17 protein-coding genes are annotated in these 16,609 nt (G+C 61.9%); 9 read left to right on the top strand and 8 right to left on the bottom strand.

What is annotated here, in order from left to right; genetic code table 11:
* Positions 1–50: 50 nt before the first annotated feature.
* Both HJB89_RS07460 and HJB89_RS07455 read left to right on the top strand, forming a co-directional pair.
* A complete protein-coding gene (locus tag HJB89_RS07460) occupies positions 51–521 on the top strand; it encodes a nucleoside deaminase (protein ID WP_207583310.1) in 471 nt (156 codons plus the stop codon).
* A 445-nt stretch (positions 522–966) separates the two neighbouring features.
* Complete coding sequence (locus HJB89_RS07455) at positions 967–1,662, top strand: class I SAM-dependent methyltransferase (RefSeq protein WP_207583309.1); 696 nt, start codon at positions 967–969, stop codon at positions 1,660–1,662.
* Between the two features lie 148 nt (positions 1,663–1,810).
* On the opposite strand, the gene HJB89_RS07450 is transcribed toward HJB89_RS07455, so the two are convergent.
* Entirely contained in the window at positions 1,811–2,734 is a 924-nt protein-coding gene (locus HJB89_RS07450; protein ID WP_221149456.1) for an AraC family transcriptional regulator, read from the bottom strand.
* A gap of 80 nt (positions 2,735–2,814) precedes the next feature.
* On the opposite strand from HJB89_RS07450, the gene HJB89_RS07445 reads away from it, so the two are divergent.
* A complete protein-coding gene (locus HJB89_RS07445; protein ID WP_221149455.1) occupies positions 2,815–3,642 on the top strand; it encodes an oxidoreductase in 828 nt (275 codons plus the stop codon).
* A 52-nt stretch (positions 3,643–3,694) separates the two neighbouring features.
* Here the strand turns inward: HJB89_RS07445 and HJB89_RS07440 are convergent, their stop codons facing one another.
* The 6 genes from HJB89_RS07440 to HJB89_RS07415 all read right to left on the bottom strand — a co-directional run bounded on the left by HJB89_RS07440 (position 3,695) and on the right by HJB89_RS07415 (position 10,983).
* Positions 3,695–4,516, bottom strand: a complete 822-nt coding sequence (locus HJB89_RS07440) for an oxidoreductase (RefSeq protein ID WP_207583306.1) — start codon at positions 4,514–4,516, stop codon at positions 3,695–3,697.
* A gap of 276 nt (positions 4,517–4,792) precedes the next feature.
* Entirely contained in the window at positions 4,793–5,539 is a 747-nt protein-coding gene (locus HJB89_RS07435; protein ID WP_207583305.1) for an NADPH-dependent F420 reductase, read from the bottom strand.
* A 36-nt stretch (positions 5,540–5,575) separates the two neighbouring features.
* On the bottom strand, positions 5,576–6,019 hold the full coding sequence (locus tag HJB89_RS07430) for a MarR family winged helix-turn-helix transcriptional regulator (RefSeq protein WP_207583304.1): 444 nt from the start codon (positions 6,017–6,019) through the stop codon (positions 5,576–5,578).
* A 76-nt stretch (positions 6,020–6,095) separates the two neighbouring features.
* Positions 6,096–6,740 (bottom strand): TetR/AcrR family transcriptional regulator, encoded by a 645-nt coding sequence (locus tag HJB89_RS07425; RefSeq protein WP_207583303.1) that lies wholly within the window; start codon positions 6,738–6,740, stop codon positions 6,096–6,098.
* Positions 6,741–6,757: 17 nt separating this feature from the next.
* Complete coding sequence (locus HJB89_RS07420) at positions 6,758–9,868, bottom strand: efflux RND transporter permease subunit (protein WP_207583302.1); 3,111 nt, start codon at positions 9,866–9,868, stop codon at positions 6,758–6,760.
* Complete coding sequence (locus HJB89_RS07415) at positions 9,868–10,983, bottom strand: efflux RND transporter periplasmic adaptor subunit (RefSeq protein ID WP_207583301.1); 1,116 nt, start codon at positions 10,981–10,983, stop codon at positions 9,868–9,870. The genes HJB89_RS07420 and HJB89_RS07415 overlap by 1 nt, the downstream gene beginning before the upstream one ends.
* Before the next feature lie 98 nt (positions 10,984–11,081).
* On the opposite strand from HJB89_RS07415, the gene HJB89_RS07410 reads away from it, so the two are divergent.
* On the top strand, positions 11,082–11,669 hold the full coding sequence (locus HJB89_RS07410) for a TetR/AcrR family transcriptional regulator (protein ID WP_207583300.1): 588 nt from the start codon (positions 11,082–11,084) through the stop codon (positions 11,667–11,669).
* Between the two features lie 24 nt (positions 11,670–11,693).
* Here the strand turns inward: HJB89_RS07410 and HJB89_RS33135 are convergent, their stop codons facing one another.
* Positions 11,694–12,104, bottom strand: a complete 411-nt coding sequence (locus HJB89_RS33135; protein WP_259671991.1) for an outer membrane protein — start codon at positions 12,102–12,104, stop codon at positions 11,694–11,696.
* 75 nt (positions 12,105–12,179) lie between these two features.
* Here HJB89_RS33135 and HJB89_RS07400 point away from each other — a divergent pair, with 75 nt between their 5' ends.
* The 5 genes from HJB89_RS07400 to HJB89_RS33710 all read left to right on the top strand — a co-directional run bounded on the left by HJB89_RS07400 (position 12,180) and on the right by HJB89_RS33710 (position 16,318).
* Entirely contained in the window at positions 12,180–12,770 is a 591-nt protein-coding gene (locus tag HJB89_RS07400; protein WP_221149454.1) for a TetR/AcrR family transcriptional regulator, read from the top strand.
* Between the two features lie 72 nt (positions 12,771–12,842).
* Positions 12,843–13,472, top strand: coding sequence for a hypothetical protein (locus HJB89_RS07395; RefSeq protein WP_221149453.1), 630 nt, complete (start codon positions 12,843–12,845; stop codon positions 13,470–13,472).
* Positions 13,473–13,547: 75 nt separating this feature from the next.
* Positions 13,548–14,120, top strand: a complete 573-nt coding sequence (locus HJB89_RS07390; RefSeq protein ID WP_221149452.1) for a DUF308 domain-containing protein — start codon at positions 13,548–13,550, stop codon at positions 14,118–14,120.
* Between the two features lie 738 nt (positions 14,121–14,858).
* Complete coding sequence (locus HJB89_RS07385; RefSeq protein WP_221149451.1) at positions 14,859–15,842, top strand: phosphotransferase enzyme family protein; 984 nt, start codon at positions 14,859–14,861, stop codon at positions 15,840–15,842.
* A gap of 182 nt (positions 15,843–16,024) precedes the next feature.
* Positions 16,025–16,318, top strand: a complete 294-nt coding sequence (locus HJB89_RS33710) for an HNH endonuclease signature motif containing protein (RefSeq protein ID WP_221149450.1) — start codon at positions 16,025–16,027, stop codon at positions 16,316–16,318.
* The last annotated feature ends 291 nt before the right edge of the window (positions 16,319–16,609 follow it).

Raw genomic sequence — 16,609 nt, 5'->3', positions numbered from 1 at the left:
CCGCCGATTCAAGACAGACTCGTCCCGCTCTAACTCTTGGGGACAATCTGATGGAAAACCACGAGCCGTTTTTACGCGAGGCGATTGCGCTCTCGAAATCCGCGATGGACCGAGGCGACGAACCATTCGGCTCGGTGCTGGTGAAGGACGGCGAGATCATCCTGCGCGCCGAAAACAGCGTCTTCACCGGCCACGATATGACGAACCACGCCGAGATGAACCTGGTTAAATCTGCGGCGCAGCACTACGACACCGGTTTTCTCGCCGACTGCACGCTCTACACCAGCACGGAGCCGTGCGCGATGTGCTCCGGGGCGATTTACTGGTCGGGCATCGGGCGTATGGTGTTTGCGTGCTCCGAAGCCCGGCTTGGCGAGATCGCCGGGATCGGATTGAACGTGCCGAGCCGGGCGGTGCTGCAAACCGGCGCGCGCATTGTCACTGTGGTTGGGCCGGTCCTCGAAGACGAAGCCGCCGCAGTGCATCAGGAATTCTGGCCGAAACATCTGGGCAAGGCTTAGCCTCAGCCGGGAGTTTGGCGAAACGTCTCCCCAACCTCCGTCATCCCAGGCCTTGAGCCTGGGATCCATCCCCGCTGCCGACGGAGCCCGCCGTGGATCCTCGGGTCAAGCCCGAGGAGGACGGAGGGTGGGGTGAGCGCTGGGGCAAATACAGCGACGCACCGGGCCTGGCGGGCAACAGAGGCAACGTAAAGACTGCGGTTCACATAGAACGCCGACGCGCCATCCGTTGCGCAGGCCGGGAGTTTGGCGAAAACACATCCCCAATCTCCGTCATCCCAGGCCTTGAGCCTGGGATCCATGCCCGCCGCCGACGGAGCCCGCCGTGGATCCTCGGGTCAAGCCCGAGGAGGACGGAGGGTGGGGTGAGCCCTGGGGCAAACACGGCGGCGTGTCAGGACATGGGGGCAATGAGCCGAAGCGGTCATTGAAGAAGGGGAAAATCTTGGCCGAGAATGATTATGATGCCTTCGCGGCGGCATACGACGCGGATAATGAGGCCAACGCCTGGAATGCCTATTACGAGCGGCCGGCCATTCTTGCCCTGGTCGGCGAGGTCGCCGGGCTTTCCGTGCTCGATGCGGGATGCGGCGGCGGGGCGCATGCGGCAGCGCTTGTCGAGCGTGGGGCTGTGGTGACCGGGATCGATGCCAGTGCCGGCATGCTGCAGATCGCGCAACGTCGCCTCGATGGGCGGGCGCGCCTGCTACAGGCGGATCTCGGCGACGCCCTGCCGTTCGAGGATCACGCTTTCGGGCTGATCCTCGCTTCGCTGGTCCTGCATTATCTGCCGGACTGGTCGGGGCCGCTCATGGAGTTCAACCGGCTGCTGCCGCAAGGCGGCCGCCTGGTTTTCTCGACACACCATCCCTTCATGGATCACCCGTCGAGCGGCCGCGACAACTATCTCGAGACCTACAGCTTTGACGAGACCTGGCAGCGCGGCGAAAAGCAAATCGCCATGCGCTTCTGGCATCGGCCGCTGCACGCCATGTTCGACGCACTCAAATCGGCTGGATTTCAGATCGATATCGTCAGCGAGCCGCAGCCAGATCCTGGCGCCCGGACGCTATTCCCTGAGGCCTATCGGAGCCTGACGATGACGCCGCGGTTCCTGTTCTTTTCGGTGGTGAAAACATGACGATGTGGATGATAAAAATTTTCCCTCCGCTCGGGAACAACAGCCTCCGCCAATCGTAAGTATGATGGGCCGTGCGGAGGTGCGTCATAACACAGCCATGCACTTCGATACTCTGTGCGGCCCACTCCTGCCCCACCCCCAGTGATCCTCACCCCACCTCGCCCAGATGGCGTTGGACCCACTTTGTCTCTTCCGATGCGGTGCGGCCGAAATGGCGTTTGAAGTCGCGGCTGAATTGGGCCGGGCTGGCGTAGCCGACGGAGGCTGCGACCTCGGCGATCGTGCGCGTCTGGCGGGCGATCATCAACCGTGCTTCGTGGAGGCGGATCGCTTTGACATATTGCATCGGGCTGCTGCCGGTCAGTTCCTTGAAGTGGACATGGTAGGAGGGAATGCTCATGCCCACCTCCTTGGCCAGATCGGCGACCGCGATCTCGCAGCCAAAGTTTTCCCGCAACCAGGCGAGGCTCCGGATGATCTTTCCGGATCTGCCTTTTTGCTGCAGCGCCGCGATCATCGCGCCGCCTTGCGGCCCGACCAGCACCCGGTAGTGCAGTTCACGCAGCAGGCCGGCGCCGAGCACGGCGACGTCGGCGGGGCTGCGAAGCGCCGTCAGCAGCCGCAGCAGGACATCCTCGATATCGCCAGCCATCCGGCTCGACACCAGACTTTTCGGCGCGTCGCTTCTCAGTTCGGCGTGTTTTTCCACCTGCAGGGCGATCTCGGCCGCCATCTGCATGTCGAACTCGACATAGACGGCCAGCAACGGTCGCTCGGCGCTGGCCGTCGACTTCATCCGGAAGGGAACGGGCAGCGACACCGCCAGATAATGGTCCTCATCGTAAGCGAAGACTTCCCCTTCGAGGATGCCCTGCTTGCTGCCCTGCAGGACGAAAACCGCGCCTGGCTTGTAGAGCACCGGCACGTCGTCGAGCACCGCTTCGGTCCGCAAGATGCGGACGTAGCCAAGCGCCATCGGATTGTAACCATGGCGGGGCGCGAGCGCTGCGGCCAGCTCGACCATTTCTCGCCGCCTCGACGGGTTTCGATCGTTGATAGGATTTGGCAACATATTCAAACAATCCGCCATCGAAGCACCGATCGCTTCATATTATTTGTCAAACACCCGCAATCAAGGAGTGTTTGCAGATCATGTCGAAAAAGACCTTTTTCATCACCGGCGCCAATTCCGGCTTCGGGCTGGCCATTGCGACGGCGGCGGTCGCGGCCGGCCACAGGGTGATTGGCACCGTTCGCTCGGAGGCCTCACGCGCAGCGCTCGCCGCAGCCCTGCCTGCCCTGCGGCCGGTCCTCTGCGATGTCACCGAGTTCGACCGTATCGCTGACGTGGTCGGCCAGGCGGAGGACGCGCATGGGCCGGTCGACGTGCTGATCAACAATGCCGGCTACGGCCATGAGGGCGTGCTCGAGGAGTCGCCGATCGAAGAGATGCGGCGTCAGTTCGAGGTGAATGTCTTCGGCGCGGTGGCGGTGGCCAAGGCGTTTCTTCCGAGGTTCCGCGCCCGACGCAAGGGGTTCATCGTCAACGTCACCTCGATGGGCGGGATGATCACCATGCCCGGCATCGGCTATTACTGCGGCAGCAAGTTTGCGCTGCAAGGCATATCGGAGGTGATGCGCTCGGAAATGTCGCCGTTCGATGTGCATGTGACGACGCTCTGCCCCGGCTCGTTCCGAACCGACTGGGCCGGTCGATCGATGGTCCGCACGGAGCGGACGATCGCCGATTACGATGGCCTGTTCGATCCGATCCGCCAAGCGCGGCAGGCGGTCAGCGGCAAGCAGCTCGGCGATCCCGCCAAACTGGCCGCCGCCGTCCTGGCGCTGGTGGAATCCGACACGCCACCGCCGCAACTTCTGCTCGGCAGCGATGCGCTGAAGCATGTGACGGGCAGGATCGCCCGCCTTAGCCACGAGATCGAGGCGTGGAAGCCTGTCACCCTCTCGACCGATGGGTGACAGGAAGGAAGGCGGCAAGTGCACCCGGCGCCCCGGATATTTGGGCCAAGACTTACGACGCCTTGCGCTTTGCGAAGCCGAATGTCTTTCGCAGACTGCTGTCGACCGCGTTTGCCGGCATGAACCGGCGCAGCCGGCTGAGAAGCGTCGCCTGGCCACCGGCCGGTTGACGCATTTTGTATGGACCGTTGATTGCGGCGAGGATTTTCTCGGCGACTGCCAGTGGCGACGGCGCGGTTTTGATCTGGGCCTGTACCGCCTTGATGGTCGCGTCGGCCTGCGTGGCGTAAGCGCCCAGGGGCGCTGCGGTTTGGGCCGCGTTTACATCGAGCTTGGTGTTGGTAAAGGTCGGTTCAACCAGCACGACGCGCACGTTGAACTCTCGGATCTCATGGTCCAGCGACTCCGACAGTCCTTCGAGTGCATGCTTGCTGCTGGCATATAATCCCATGAACGGGGCCGGCAGGAAGCCGAGGACCGAGCTGATATTGATGATCAGACCGCTCCGAGCGGCGCGCATGGAGGGCAAGGCCGCGCGGATCATGCGCAGAGGGCCGAAAACATTGGTATCGAAGACCGCTTGAGCTTCGGCAGGCGACGTGTTCTCGACCGGGCCGACCAGCGAAACGCCGGCATTGTTGATCAGGATGTCGATCCTGCCTGCCTCGGACAAAACCCATTGAACGAAATCGGAGACCGAGGCGTCATCGGTCACGTCGGCAGTCCCATAACGCACGCCGGGAATGGCATTGACGCGCTGCGGGTTACGCACGCCGCCAAACACCTGGAAGCCGTTTTGGGCAAGAAGACGGGCCGACGCTTCGCCTATTCCGGAGGATGCCCCGGTGATGACGACAACTTTATTTTGAGACATGGATGCTCCTGGTTGGGCGCGAGTGGTTGATTGCGGGCTTCGCTAGAAAGGTCGGACTTTTCACCCTGTCGGCAAAGGACAGCAGAACCTGGCATCCAAGCGCGTAAGATTTCGATCGACATCTATCTACACTTTAGATGTCAATCGAAATATAAAATCAAGCACTTTTTGCTTTACGGAGATTTTTTTCGGTGATCACGCCTCCGGACGCGCCGGGGCATAACGCCGAGCCCGTGCGGCCCGCCGAGGTGACCAAGCAGCACGAGCCTCACGAACTCAGGATTTCGGAGCGGCAGTCCCGGCTCGGTTTCGAGCGACCATTTCGTCGTGGGTCAGGCTCGTGCCTGCCGCGAAGAATTCCTTGATCAGGGCGTCGCGATGATCGGCTGCGCGGGATCGATCCGCCGATCGCAGCGCCTCTTCCAGCTCACTTGCTGCAAGCTCGGTGCAATAGGCTGGGTTGCCGGGCTGCTGACGCCAGGACTCCGCCAGCCCTCCTGCATCCAGCGCATTAAAGCCGGTGGCCTCAACCAGCTCCATGGCAGTCGCCTTGGCTTCCGGAGCATCGCCTGCAACCGGAATGGCGATGCGTCCATCCGTGCCGTCAGGCCGCCCCTTCTCCGAGAGCGTTGCCGCCAGTACGGCATTCCACGCCTTGACGACGGGTCGGCCGATTTGCCCGCTCACCCAAACGCTTTCGGGCATCCCGCCATCGACGTCCGCGATCGCACCGTCGCGAAACGGATAATAGTTTGACGTATCGATCACCACGACCTCTTTGGGTACGTCATTGAAGAGCCCACCGAGATCGCGACAGCTTGCGAATGGGATCGAAAGAACCACCACCTCGACGCCCCGGACGGCTTCTTCCTTCGAAACGGCGGCCGCTCCGATATCGCCGGCAAGATCGCGGATGGTGTCCGGCCCCTTCGAATTGGCGAGCTTGACCTCATGGCCGCCGGCGGCGAATTTTCTCGCCAGCGTCGCGCCGATATTTCCAGCGCCGATGATCCCGATCTTCATGGGATGTCCTTTCTCTGATGTGGAGGGACGCCCGGCTCAATCGCGGGCGGGGCGAGCGAATGCGTGCAGCGTGTCGCGCAGATCGGCCAGCCCCTCGTCCGCGAGCTGGCAGGCGGTTTTGATCTTGTCGGTGACGGCCCAAAGTTCCTCGCGCAGGGATTCACCGGCTTTGGTCAGATGGATGAGCACCCGCCGCTCGTCATGGTGATCGCGCGTCCGGGTCACCGTGCCGGCCGATTCCAGACGCTTCAGCAGCGGCGTGATCGTTCCGGTGTCCATATCGAGCTTTAAACCCAACTCTCCAACGGCGCGGGGCGTACCGCTATAAAGTTCAAGCATCACCAGGTATTGCGGGAATGTCAGGCCGAGCGGCTGCAAAAATGGCTTGTGAAGGCGCGCCATCCGATTGGCGGCGCCATAAAGCGCAAACGAAAGTTGGGTGCCGACCGCGCGGCGGGATGCGATCTCGTTGTTCGACATGGCTTCATCTAGTGTGCATTTATCTAGTGTGCTAGATAATGGCTTTATCGGAAAGAACAAGGCCGGCAGCGCTAAATTACGCGCTGATCCCTTTCGGTGACGTCGCGCGGTCTGACGTGCCGAGCGCTGTCAGGATGAAGCGGATTTGGGCATGGACGCTGACTGCGGTCGCCTCACCCTCCTGAACGCGCTGCTCGACCAGAACCGGATGGAAGAACGGCAGGAAGGCGGTGATGATGCCGCGCGCGGCTTCGTCGGCGTCTTCAACCTTGAACTCGCCTGTCTGCACACCCTCGCGGACAAGCGCTTTGAGGATTGCCAGGATCTGCTCATTATGGGCGTTGATGGTTGCCCAACTTCCATCCGCGGCGGCGACGAGCAACTGGTGCATGGGTCTATCCTCCACCAGCCTTCTCGCGCTGTGCCCATGAATGGCGGTCAAGAGATCCGCCAGCTTTTTGCTCGCCGGCGCATCGGTTTGTGCGATTGCCAGAGCGATTTCAGCAACCTCTTTGACCACCAGCCCGCAGACGGAACTGTTGATTGCCGTCCTCGAGGGAAAGAAGCGATAGATATTGGCGCGGCTCATGCCGAGTTCGGCGGCGATGTCGGCGACCGACGTCTTATGATAGCCGATCCGCCGAAAATACCTTTCCGCCACTTCGAGTATCCGCGTCCGCGACTGCTCGAGGTCAGTTGCTGTCGGATCCGCAAAAGTCATGACCGCCTCCGGAGATATCACTCGGCAGCCATTGCCGTCGGTAACTCCACCGCCTTCGGTGAATTTTCATGGCTCTCGTTTTTTGTCGGCTTGATGCGGAACCAGATGGCGTAGAGAGCGGGAAGGAAGAGCAGGATCATCACCGTGCCGACCGCCGTTCCGCCGATCAGCGTGTAGGCCATCGACCCCCAGAACACCGAGTGCGTGAGAGGAATGAAGGCAAGCACGGCGGCAAGGGCGGTCAGGATCACCGGTCGCGTCCGCTGCACCGTCGCTTCGATGACGGCGTGATAATCGTCGAGACCGGCTGCCTTATTGTCCTTGATCTGTTCGGTCAGGATCAAGGTGTTGCGCATCAGGATGCCGGCCAGCCCGATCAATCCGAGAATGGCATTGAAGCCGAAGGGCTTGTCGAAGAGCAGCAGAACCGGAACCGCTCCGGCAAGACCGAGAGGCCCCGTCAGCATGACCATGGTCATCGTCGCCAGGCTACGGACCTGCAGCACGATAACGATCAGCATGGCGGCAATCATCATCGGGAAGATTTTCACCAGGGCGTCGTTGGCCTTGGTTGATTCCTCGATGTTGCCGCCCATCTCGATCCGATATCCGACAGGAAGCGAGGCAATCAGCGGCTGAAGCGCCTTCATGACCTGCTCCGAGACTTCAGGCGGCTGCGACGCCTCGCTGATATCGGAACGGATGGTGATGACAGGCGTACGATCGCGGCGTTTCAGGATCGGTTCTTCAAACCGGATTTCCGAGTGGCCGATCTGATCGAGCGGAACCTGTCGCCCATCCCGGCTCATCAGCGAGAAGTCTGCCAATCTGGACGGATCGAGCCGGTTGCCGCCGGCACTGCGGGCAACGACAGGCACGTTGCGGATATTCTCGCGAACCTCGGTGATCGGAACTCCGCTCAGCAGCAATTGCAGCTGTTGGGCCGCCTCGGCCGGCGACAGGCCGATCAGGTTCAGCCGATCCTGATCGGGAACGAAGCGCAACACCGGCGTGCGGTTGCCCCAATCGCGGTTTGCCTGGCGCACATCCGGCACGCTCTTCATGATATCGAGGGCTTTGTCGGAGATCTGGTACAGTTGCTGCGGATCCGGGCCGGTGATCCGGAATTCGACCGGAAACGGCGTGTAAGGACCGAAGACCAGCTGCGTGACGCGGACATAGGCTTCAGGGGCGAGCCCGTCCGAAACGGCGGCGCGCAGGCGAAGCTTCAAGTCCTCGCGTGTGTGAGCGTCAGGGGTCAGCACGACGATCTTGGCGAAGGACGGGTCCGGCAATTCCGGCGCCATGGCAAAGAAGAAGCGGGGAGCGCCCTGACCGACATAGCTGGTGACGGTCTTTGCCTCCGGCTGCTTCTGCAGCCAGTCTTCAAGCTTCTCAACCGTTGAAGTCGTCGTCTCGATGCTGGTGCCTTCGGGCATGCGGACTTCGACGAGGACTTCGGGACGGTCCGAGGTCGGGAAGAACTGCTTTTTCACCGATCCCATTCCAACGACGGAGGCCCCCATGGCGATGGCGACCACCACACAGGTGACGAACTTGTGGCGCACGGTGAACTCGATAACCCGCCGCAGGCGCCGGTAGTTCGGGGTGTTGTAGATGGCGTGATGGCCACCTTCGACCGGCTTGATCGCCGGCAGCATCTTGACGCCGAGATAGGGCGTGAAGGTTACCGCGACAATCCAGGAGACGATCAGGGCAAAGCCGACGACCCAGAAGATGTTGCCGGCATATTCGCCGGCGGTCGACCGGGCAAAGCCGACCGGCATCAACCCGATGATCGTCACCAGCGTGCCCGACAGCATCGGGGCCGCGGTATGGCTCCAGGCATAGGCTGCCGCCTTGATGCGATCCATCCCCTCCTCCATCTTCACCACCATCACCTCGATGGCGATGATGGCGTCGTCGACCAGGAGGCCAAGCGCCAGGATGAGCGCACCAAGGGTGATGCGATCGAAGAACCGGCCGGTTTCCAGCATGATGAGGAAGACGACGGCAAGGGTGAGCGGAACGGCCAGGGCGACGACGATGCCGACACGCCAGCCGAGCGCAATCAGGCTGACGAACAACACGACGCCGAGCGCCATGGCGAATTTCAGCATGAACTCGCCGACGGCTTCGTCGATGTTGACGGCCTGGTCGCTGACCTTGGCGAGCGTCATGCCGAGCGGCAAGGTCTTTGCGATGGCGACGGATCTTTCTTCCAGCGCCTTGCCGAGGTCCAGACCGTTCCAGCCCTGTTGCATCACCGCGGCGAGCATGATGGCGGGTTCGCCGTCATGGCGAATGAGATAGGTGGCCGGATCTTGATAACCGCGCCGCACTTCGGCAAAATCCGAGAGCTTCAAGGTGCGTCCGGCCGCAGCGATCGGCGTGTCTGATATCGCCTGGATGCTGTCATAGGCGCCGTCGAAGCGAATGAACACCTGGGGCCCACGCGTATCGATCGATCCGGCCGGCGTCAGGGTGTTTTGCCGCTGCAAGGCGGCCGCGATGTCCTGTGCCGAAATGCCGAGGGTGGCGAGCTTGGCATAGGAGAACTCGACGAAGATCTGTTCGGGCCGCTCTCCGAGGATGTTGATCTTCTTGACGCCAGGCACATGCAGGAGATCCTGGCGGATCACCTCGGCCTGGCGCACAAGCTCGCGCATCGGCATGCCCTTGGCCTTCAGCGCATAAAGCCCGAAGCTGACATCGGAATACTCGTCGTTGACAAAGGGACCGAGCACGCCCCTGGGCAGGTTGCGGGCCTCGTCTCCAAGCTTCTTTCGAGCCTGATAGAATTCCTCCTCGACGGCCGTGGCCGGCGTACTGTCCTTCAAGGTGACGGTCAAAAAGGCGTAGCCGGGCCGCGTTGTCGTCTCGACACGATCGTACCAGGTGAGTTCCTGGAGACGTTTTTCGAGCGGCTCGGCGACCAGATCCTGCATTTCGCGCGCTGTCGCGCCCGGCCACACCGTTGTCACGGTCAGGGTCTTGATGGTGAAGGACGGGTCCTCGGCGCGCCCAAGCTTGACGAAGGCATAGGCCCCGGCGGCGGCGAGCAGTACGATGAAGAACAGGGTGACGGCCCGCTCGCGAACGGCGAGCGCGGAAAGATTGAAGTTCATCAGTTTGCCGCCTCTGCCTGTTCCACCTTGGCGCGCACGCTGGCGCCGTCCTGCAGCAGATGGGCGCCGAGAGCGACGACCGGCTCGCCTGATTTGACGCTGGAAACCACCGCCACCTCCTCACCCATCTGTTCGATTTTCACCTGCCGGAAGTGGACGGTCGACGATGTCTGATCGAAGACCCAGACGCCGGTGCGGCTGCCATCGTCCAACACGGCGCCGACCGGCACCGCGGCATGCGATTGGCCGCTGCTGTTGGCGATCCTGATCGTCACCGTCGCGCCCAGCGGCGCTGACGCTGCAGCGCCATCCAGAACCCAGCGTGCCTCATAGGTGCGGGTTTGCGGATCGGCAGCGTCGGAGATCTGGCGCAGCCGCGCCTTGCCCTGTCGGCTTTCGTTTCCGTAGAGACTGGCATCGGCTATCTCGCCGAGCTGCGGCCTGAGGAATTCCGGAAGCCAGACCAGCGCTTCACGCGGGCCGGCCTGTGCGAGCCGGGCCACGGTTTGGCCCGCGGTCACGACCTGCCCCGGCTCGCCCAGCGTTTCGACAACCGTTCCATCGGTATCGGCAACCAGGACGGAATAGGCAGTCTCGTTTTCCGCCACCTTGGCGTCCGCCTCCGCCGCGGCAAGCTGCGCGGTGGCGGTGTCAAGCGCTGCCTTTGCCTGCTCGTAGCGCTGCGGCGTCGCGGCCAATCCGTTTTTCACCAAAGCGGCGTAGCGTCTCTCGTCTGCCTGCGCTTGGGTCAGCACGGCCTCAGCGGCAGCGACCGCGTTTCGTTTCGCCGTCAGGGCGAGCCGCAGATCGGTTTCGTCGATGCGCATCAGCGGCTGACCGGCCTTGACCTGCACGCCGACGTCCACATAACGCTGGACGATCTTGCCGGGCACCCGAAATCCAAGATTGCTCTGCACCCGCGCGGCGATGGTGCCGGTGAAGCTGCGCTCGGCTGTCTCCGGCGTCGTTGCTTCAACCAGCTTGACGAAAGGCGGTGCGGTGCGGGGATCGGCAGCTTGTGCGCTTCCTTGCGAGGACGCCCCGACAAAGAAGTATGCCATGGCGCCGGCAGCTGCCAGCAGGCCGAACGAGGCGAGGAGAATTTTGCGGTTCATGTCGGTAAGCCTTCTTGACCTGCGCAGTGATTAATTTAGATTGCGATCTAACTCTAATTCTGGTATAGATGTCAAATGAAATCTAATTGGAGATCGATATGAGAGTCAGTCGCGCTCAGGCCGAGGCCAATCGTGAGACGGTGATCGATGTCGCAAGCCGGCTCTTCCGCGAGCATGGCTTCGACGGCATCGGCCTGAAGGACCTGATGAAAGGAGCCGGCCTCACCCAAGGCGGGTTCTACAAGCAGTTCGAATCGAAGGATGATCTTGTGGCGCTGGCATCCGGGCGAGCGATGGAGAGCGCGGTGCGCAGATGGTCGAGGGTTGCCGCCGGAAGTCCCAATCCGCTTGAAGCGGTTGTCGATCTCTATCTCTCGCCCGGCCACCGGGAGGAGAAAGGCGATGGTTGTCCCTTGGCGGCGCTCGGCGCCGATGCGGCCCGCCAGAGCGAAGAGGTCCGCGCTCCATTCCAGAACGGCATCGAAGCTCATCTTCAGATTCTCGACGAGTTGATCCCCGCGTCGGACGGCGCAAAACCCTATGACAAAGCCATGGTCATCCTGTCGCTGATGGTGGGCGCCGTCACCATCTCGCGCGTCATGACCGATCAAGGCATGTCGGAGCGTGTGCTCGAAACCGCGACCGATGCGGTCAAACGGATCGCCGGCGAGACAGCGGCGGAATGACATCCCGGTTCTTCGGCTCAGACGTTATTCCAAGCCTTGCAGAGCGCCAGGGTCGCGAACCACTCGCCGATGCGGGGGCGGGCAGCCAATGACGGCGCTCGGTCGTATGGGGAACGTAAAAAGCCCCGCCAACATGGCGAGGCTCTCCGACTGCTGATCTGGCCGACAGTTCATAGAACTTTGCGCCGATACCGAACTTGAGCTCGTGCTGGTCGAGGTCGACATCAACACCCAGAATATCTTTTTGCCGAAGTCGTTGAAGCGATATTCGCCACAGACGAAGATATTGTCGGTGAAGGCAAAGTCGACGCCAGCGCCGACGGTGTAGCCGTTGAACGTTTCCGTTTCCTTGTCGAGGCCCGGCAGGTCGACGTAACCGCGTGGCAGTCCAGCGAGCTGCGCCGAAGACGAGTGCCTTGTCGAAAGCGCAACCAACAGCGCCGGCCCAATCGGTTTAACAACTATCGTTTTCCGCTTGACGGCCTACCTACTAGAAGGTAGAAGCAACCCATGATCAATCTTCTCACGACATCCGATGAGATCCTTGCCTCGGCGCGGGCGCTGATTACCAACGGCGGCTATAACGGCTTCAGCTATGCCGATATTGCCACGGTCGTCGGCATCCGCAAGGCCAGCATCCATCACCATTTTCCCAGCAAGACCGATCTGGTCCGCACGCTTATCCGGCGATATCGGGACGATGCCGAGATGGGCGTAGCGGCTCTGGAGCGGAACGTGCAGGACCCGCTCGAGCTCCTCAAAACCTATGCGGGCCATTGGGCCAAGTGCATCGACGATGCCAGCCGGCCGTTTTGCGTCTGCGCGCTGCTGGCCAGCGAACTGCCGGCGTTGCCGCCAGAGGTCGCCGAGGAGGTCAAGGGGTTTTTCCGCTTTCTCTCCGCCTGGCTGACTTCGGTCATGGAACGCGGCGCCAAGACCGGGGCTTTGAGCCTGTCGAGCGAACCCCGCGTCGAGGCCGAAGTGTTCATGGCATCCGTCCATGGCGCCATGCTTTCCGCACGGGCTTACGGGACGCCGGAGGTGTTTCCCACCATTCTGGCCCCGACCCTGCAGCGGCTGTCTCCGACCGTCGCTCGATAAGGTTCCGGGCGGAATGGCCGCCCGGAGTGACAATTCCGGCCTACAAAACTACCAACTAGTAGGAAGAACAAGATGAAAACGAACTTTCTCCCCGCCCTTATGCTCAGCCTGTCGGCGATCTCGTCGGCGGCGATAACAGCCATGCCGGTCTTTGCTCAGGACCAGAAGGCCGAGCAGATTCACGTCAGAGGCAGCATCGTCAATTACAGCGGCTCGACCCTCACGGTGAAGACGCGCGAAGGGGCGAGCGTCGATGTCACCCTCGCCGACGACTTTAAACTTGCGGGCGTCGCCAAGGCCGAGGTCAGCGACATCAAGCCGGGCGACTTCGTCGGCATCGCCTCGCTGCCGAAAGAGGGCGGCGGTGACGGCGCGCTTGAGGTGCTGATCTTCCCGCCGGCCATGAAAGGCGCCGGTGAAGGCAGCTACGGCTGGGATCTCAAGCCGGACAGCAGCATGACCAATGCCACCGTCGCCGACGCCGTCAAGGGCGTCGACGGCCGGACGGTCACCGTCTCTTATCACGGCAAGGAAAAGAAGATTTCCATTCCGGACGGCACGCCGGTCGTCACCATCGCTCCGGCAACCAAGGATGATCTTGTTGCCGGCGCCGTCGTCTTCGTGCCCGCCGAGAAGGCCGCCGCCGGCACCATCGCCCATCAGGTGCTTGTCGGCAGGAATGGCGTGGTTCCGCCGATGTGAGCCACGCCGTCGCCGGTCGGCCCGGCCGCCCCGGGTCGATCGGCGACCAACAATCCCAAACTCAGGAAAGAACTCATGATGACCTACGATCAAACCACCGTCGCCGCTGGCGACAGGGAACAATGGCTGACGCGGTATTATTTCACCCGCGCAGCGTTTTCTCTCCTCTGGGTCGCAGCCGCCCTGACTGCCGGCCGCCAGTCCTTCTCGGTGGCGGCAGCGCTGCTGATCCTCTACCCGGCCTGGGATGCCGCCGCCAATTTCGTCGATGCTGCTCGACATGGCGGCCTGGCAAATAACCGCAGCCAGGCGATCAACGTCGCCGTCAGCGCAGTGACAACGGCCGCCGTGATCGCCGCGCTGACCATGAGCATGAGCTCAGTCCTCGCCGTCTTCGGCCTGTGGGCGATCTTTTCCGGTCTGCTGCAGCTCGGAACGGCCGTTCGCCGCTGGAAGACCAACGGCGGCCAATGGTCGATGATCCTCAGCGGCGGCCAGTCGGCCGTCGCCGGCGCCTTCTTCATCGCCCAGGCGCAAATGCCGGAACCACCATCCATCGCCAACATCGCCGGCTACGCCGGCCTCGGCGCCTTCTATTTCCTGGTCTCGGCGGTATGGCTGGCTGTGACGCAGATGCGGCGGAGATAGCAGGACGCCTCGGCTGTCCGGTTCGCGCCGGCGGTTAAAACAAAGACCAGGCGCGGAGCCACGGCGTCAACAGGACGTGGACCCAAAGCCATCAATCGCCTCCGCCGCCACAACAATCGCTGCGGCAGAATTCAGCGCAGTTGTTCGGCCAGATCGGCAACGCGTTTGTCGAAAGCAGGCCCTCAACCTCCGTCATCCCAGGCCTTGAGCCTGGGATCCATGCCGCAGCTCGTGGAGGCCAAACTGGATCCTCGGGTCAAGCCCGAGGAGGACGGAGGGTGGGGTAAGCTCTCCGGTAAACACAGGATGGCGGACAGAGGAAGCGGCGGATTTCGCTTGGGTCATGCAAAGGCGTCCGCGCTTACGCCGCCAGTCCGTAATCATAAGCCTTGCCCCTCTCCGTTCCCCGCCCGCTCTACCATGCACGTCCCCTCTCCCCATTTTTCGGGAGTTCGAAGGACGGGTCGAGCCACGCCGCGCCAACCGGACCGCCTTGGGCCGGCAGCAGCCACAATTGCCAGTTGCCTTGCCAAGCTCGCGGTCAGCGACAGGCTTTCGCGTCTTATGCTATCTGGTTGTTCCAGAGCGATCAGCGGAAAAGTTCGATTCGAAAGTGGAACGGAATGGGCAAACCGGCGACAGAAGCGTCAAAACGCAGCGAGATCCCGCAGCCCTCACGCGACCTCACGCACCCGAGCATCCCCTCTCAGTTGTCTGCAAAACGCGGGAGCAGCGCCGATGCTCGACTTTGATCCGCTGTATTCGACCCCGCGGGTTGAGGCTGTCAAACAGTTCATCGATCAGCACTATTCGCTTGCCGGGCCGGTCTCTTGCCGAATGCTGCAACGCGGCCTGAACGATGTTTATCTTGTCGTTGGGAGCAACGGCGAGCGTTATGTCTTCCGACTTTCCCATCAGCGGGCGCGGGGTCCGGCCGACGTCAGAACCGAAACGGCTTTCCTCACACATCTCACGCAATCGACCGTTCCGGTCGCAGCACCGATCCCGACACGCGAGGGCGCCTTGTTCCTGCAGGGATATGCGCCGGAGGGGGCGCGCGAGGGGGTGCTCTTCCGGGCGATCGATGGCCGCAAACCGCAGGCGGCGGATGCCGGCGATGCCGTCGCCAACGGCAAGACCCTTGCTCTGATGCACAATGCAGCCGAGACATTTTCGCCGGACGGAGCGCTCTACCGGCTTGACCTCGAATACCTGCTGTTTCGGCCGCTGGCGCGGATACGCGACAGCGGCGTTGTGGAAGACGCCGACGTCCGCAGCGATCTCGAAACCATCGCTGCGCGGACCGCAAAGGCGATCGAAGCCTTCGGCAATCTGACCTGGACCTATTGTCATGGGGACTGTCACGGCTTCAACTCGCGGATCAACGATGCTGGTGAAGCGGTATTTTTCGACTTCGACGACGGCGGCCCCGGATACCTCGCTTACGACCTCTCGGTCTTTCTATGGGCGCAAGTCTCCTTCGGCCGGAGCTCGACCGCCATGTGGAACGCCTTCATCGACGGCTATCGCGCCGTCCGGCCGATCACGCCGGACGATTTTGAGGCAGCCCTTCGCTTCGTGATCGTCCGCCACTTCTGGCTGATGGGCGAATATGCCAGCCGGGCACAGGAATGGGGAAGCGAGACCGTCGGCTGGATCGCGCGGGAAGCGGATTTTCTGAAGACCTGGGAGACAGAGCAATTTGTCGATCGTCTGTTCTGAAAGAGGTTCTCGGCCTGGTCAGCAACGATATTGCCAAGTTCCTCGGCTTCAACTAAATTAAGAGCGCACACATCAGGGTTGAGGGTATAACTCAGTCCGTTGCACGCTATCAGCGGCCGAGTGCGGGTGGGCTCTTCGAGCTAAGCAACTTCTGGATCAACGAAAAGATCTCAGGAGTTTACGTGTCAAAACAGTTACAGAAATTGAGAAACGAAGCGTCCGTCCGTCAGGCCGGTTGCTGCTGGTATTGTGATTGCAAGATGATCAATAGCACTGCAGCTTCAATCCGCCGGTGCACAGCTGAGCACTTGGTGCCGCAATCATGCGGCGGCAAAGATAACGTTGGGAACGTGGTGGCTGCCTGCTGGTTTTGCAACCAAATCCGACACAGGCAGAGGCAGGTGCTATCACCCGAGAAATATCGCGAGGTCGTCCAGAGGAGGCGCGCTATAGGCAAATGGCACGGGTTCTCATAGCAAGCGTCGCCCGCTCGCAAATGTTGCGCTCGATCGGCGAGGCGTTTGTCGAAAACGCGCCCCCCAACCTCCGTCATCCCAGGCCTTGAGCCTGGGATCCATGCCCCAGCTGATGGAGGCCGGCGTGGATCCTCGGGTCAAGCCCGAGGAGGACGGAGGTGGGGTAAACTCTCTGGCAAACTCAGCGACGGCGGACGGAGGAAGGGGCCAAGTTTGCTTCGGTCCGCAATCATCGTCATGCCGCCAATCCGACGCTCAACCACAAGCCTCACCCCCTCCATCACCCACCCC

The organism is Rhizobium sp. NZLR8 (genome assembly GCF_019685025.1).
In the GTDB taxonomy this organism is placed as follows: Bacteria; Pseudomonadota; Alphaproteobacteria; order Rhizobiales; family Rhizobiaceae; genus Rhizobium.
This window is presented reverse-complemented; position numbering and strand designations above follow the sequence as displayed.